1 protein-coding gene and 2 pseudogenes are annotated in these 3,496 nt (G+C 50.5%); 2 read left to right on the top strand and 1 reads right to left on the bottom strand.

Going from position 1 to position 3,496, the window contains the following annotated elements; all coding sequences use genetic code 11:
* Positions 1–2,234: pseudogene (locus tag QOS06_RS10440) on the top strand (FIVAR domain-containing protein); the annotation flags it as partial.
* Between the two features lie 261 nt (positions 2,235–2,495).
* Here the strand turns inward: QOS06_RS10440 and QOS06_RS11155 are convergent.
* Positions 2,496–2,660: pseudogene (locus tag QOS06_RS11155) on the bottom strand (PTS galactitol transporter subunit IIC); the annotation flags it as partial.
* A 497-nt stretch (positions 2,661–3,157) separates the two neighbouring features.
* On the opposite strand from QOS06_RS11155, the gene QOS06_RS10435 reads away from it, so the two are divergent.
* Positions 3,158–3,271: a YSIRK-type signal peptide-containing protein gene (locus tag QOS06_RS10435; protein ID WP_225430835.1), complete on the top strand. Its 114-nt coding sequence runs from the start codon at positions 3,158–3,160 to the stop codon at positions 3,269–3,271.
* The last annotated feature ends 225 nt before the right edge of the window (positions 3,272–3,496 follow it).

Raw genomic sequence — 3,496 nt, 5'->3', positions numbered from 1 at the left:
GCGCAGCGGGCGAAACGCCAACATCCGGAACGGATACGCCGGTGACGAGCGGCGACAAGCCAACGTCCAGTGCAACGTCAGGCGGGGAAGCCCCGGCAACGTCCGGCAGTACTTCAGCGGGTGAAACGCCAACGTCCGGGACGGACACGCCAGCCACGTCGGCTAGTGGCTCAGCGGGCGAAACGCCAACGTCCGGGACAGACACACCAGCCACGAGTGGTGACAACCCAACGTCTGGTTCTGGGGCCAGCGGCGAGCAACCCCAGTCGATCGACGAGGTGAAACCAACCCCTCGCCCGCAACCGAAAATTGATCTCCAACCGTTGCAACGGCGGTTGTTGACGGGTCAAAATGTGATGACCACGGCCGCGTATTACAATGCGGATGCTGCCAAGCAATTAGCTTACCGGACCGCTTTAGCTGCTGCGAGCCAGTTGCAATACGATCCGCAAGTTACGGCGGAGCAAATGCAGGCCGCCATCGCGCAAATCGACACGGCCCAAGCCACGTTGGATGGTCAGGCTACGGACTTTAAGGCGGCGACGATTTTGCTGAAGCGGTATGACCAACGGGACCAAGATCCGCGCTACCATAATGCTACGACGACGGCGCAAGCCCCGTATGACGAAGCCGTGGCGGCCTTACAAAAACTGATGACCACGCCGGCGGTGACGCAGGCGATGCTGGATGCTGCCGTGGCGCAAGTTGAGGCCACCCAGGCCAAATTAGACGGCGCGATTTTGAGTCCCGCCGAGCAGGCCAAAGTGGATGCGATCAATGAATTTAAAGCTACGGTCGCCTACTATCAAACCGCCTTGCAGTATGTCAGTCCTGAATACTTACCGTATGCGCAAAGTATGCTGCAATTTCGAGGCACGAATGTCTTACCATATCTGAATACTTATACCACGGAAGATATTCAGAAAAATCAGACGATACTGAAACAAAGCATGGATTTATATATCCAAAGTTCGGCCCAACAAATGCAGGGGCGGCGCGATTTGGAAGCCGCCGTGACCGCCTTGCAAAACTTAGTTGCGACGCGGTTGACCTTATACAATGAAATCAACCGGGTCAATGACTTCATCAAGGGCGCGCAAGCGATGCTGGCCGATCCCGACCAGGCCTATCAGTATGAAAGTCAAGCGGCCACATTACAGGAGGTCTTGACCAGTGCGGAAGCCGCCCAAGCGGCCGCGGATAAATTGATCGCGGACAACAATGTGCGGCGGCAAGAAGCCTTGAAGCAACTAATGGCCGAGCAGGTGCCGGGAACCAGTACCTATGTCCAATATGCCGATGAACACTACAAACTCACGACCACATTAAAGAAAGTCGTGGAACGGGCCGAATTAGTCAATGCGACCTTGCCATACCAAGGGAGCGTCTATGAAGGGGCCCCGCTGGATCCGGAATATCTGCAATACCGAACGGTTGAAGATTACTTACAAGTGGGGACCCCCGCTTATGATCAGCTGGTGGCTACGGTGGACCGCTTAAAGGGGCAATTGCAAGCGGAACTGGAAGCCGGCCGTGGCGGCCAGGATGCGATCAATGGGGATGTCACCAAGGCGATTCGGACGGTGCCAACGGATGCCGATGTGGCCGCGTTAAAGCCGCTCCTCAATTTGGCGGATGCTTACAGTCAGCGGATGTTAAAGACCGTCAACTTGATGCGCTTTGCCATCGGTGAACGCCCATTGGAATTAGCGCCCCTCAATGATAAGCGCAAGGCAATGTTGGCCGTGCATGCGTTAGCGGAATACCAAGCTGGGCTGATGCCGCAATTTGCCGGTTACTCCCACTTGGGATCGATTGCCGTGTTGTTGGCGCCGCATACCATGACGGCGGGGTACAACGAAAATACTTATCCGTCCGGTAATCCGCCGGTAATTTCGCAACATTTAACGCCGGAGTACTTGGCCGATATGGAATCACGGTTAGTCCTGATGGAAGGGATTAAGTACTTTGAAGGCTTCTTTACCGACAAAGAGGCCAAGAGTGGGCACTTTACCACGATTATTGACATGGATCACCAGTACTTCTATGGGGTGCCAATCATTGGCACGATGGATCAAGTCGGCAACGGCTTTACCAAGTACCGGATCTCGTCCACGGGCTTGTTCTACCAAGTCGCCGACGATAATTATAAATGGTGGTTACGGCACTTTGACAGTTGGCCAAAAGTCAATCCGGATACGGATTTAGATAAAACTGATTTTAGCAACTTATAAGGGATTGGTTGAGACGGCTAGGATACCTCGGACCACCCGCCGAAAAGCCCCCCCGTTCGCGGCCTGATTGCTGCTGGCGGGGGTTTTTTGTGGTTTCGGGCCGCATGGTAGGCCCCACTTCCCCATTCGCCGGTTGCACAAAGAGGTCCTCTTAGCCGAAGTCGTGGCCTTGGGGGATTAGCAAAAAAAGCGGGCCCCGTCGGTCATGTGTGGGGGCCCGCCAAGTGGGGATTATGCGGTTTGATTGCGGGCTAAGTAGGCCTACACTTGCGTCCGGTGCCGGCGAAAGGCGACACTGGCGATTAAGTAGCTCCCACAGGCCAGCCCAATCCAGAGGGGGTTCGCCGAAATAAAGGCCGCAAAGATTAAGGCATTTAAGGGCCGCGCGACCAAGTTAAAGCTGGGAATCAAAAGCACCCCGGCCGGCTTGAAAATAATGTGAAATTATAAACTAATTTTAAAATTGACAAAAATAAACTGATGCGATTGGTGTAATCAGCGCCGACCGCATCAGTTTTTTATGCGTGGCGGTGCCTGGACACGAGCTTAATAAAATTAAGTTTATAGGGGAGTAGCCCGACGGCGTTGGCCGCAACATTTTATTCGCAAAGAATTCACTAATCACATGCATTTTGTTTATCATAAATAAACAGTTATGTTAAAATCACAGTGAATTGGTAGCCAAAATGGATTATTACAACGATGATTTTTTGATTTAGGAAGCGCTGCCAAAAGTGATAAATCAACGGTTGGATTTTAAATTTTTCGGTTGATTATATGAAAGGGGAATGATGGTAGTGAGTAAGTAGCGGAATTTTGAAGAAATATTATATTCAACAATTAGGCTGATAGCTTAACGGTAGCGCTATTGTTCTGGTGTACTGCAATACACCACTAGTTATTAAATTCGGGAGGTAAAAATAATGATGAAGCGACCTGAATTTTTAGAAACCAAGCGGACACCGCGTTATAGTTTACGTAAGCTTAACGTTGGTGTGGCTTCGGTATTATTAGGAGTTAACCATTTCTGGAATTAACTTTACAGATCATTCTGTAAAGGCAGCAACCATAGAAAACGTTGTTTGGTGGGATTGCAAGCACAAATCGAGGCACTTGTCATGACGAATAATCTAGCAAAATTTGGAATGTTACAAACTAGCAATTGACGTATGTAGATATATAAAATAAACGCGATTTGCTAGTTCGTAACATTTAACAAAAAAAGCCTAACAAGGTTAGACTCAAAGTAGACTAAAAAAGGA

The organism is Limosilactobacillus sp. DJ3M12 (assembly GCF_947381695.1).
Lineage (GTDB): Bacteria > Bacillota > Bacilli > Lactobacillales > Lactobacillaceae > Limosilactobacillus > Limosilactobacillus kinnaridis.
This window is presented reverse-complemented; position numbering and strand designations above follow the sequence as displayed.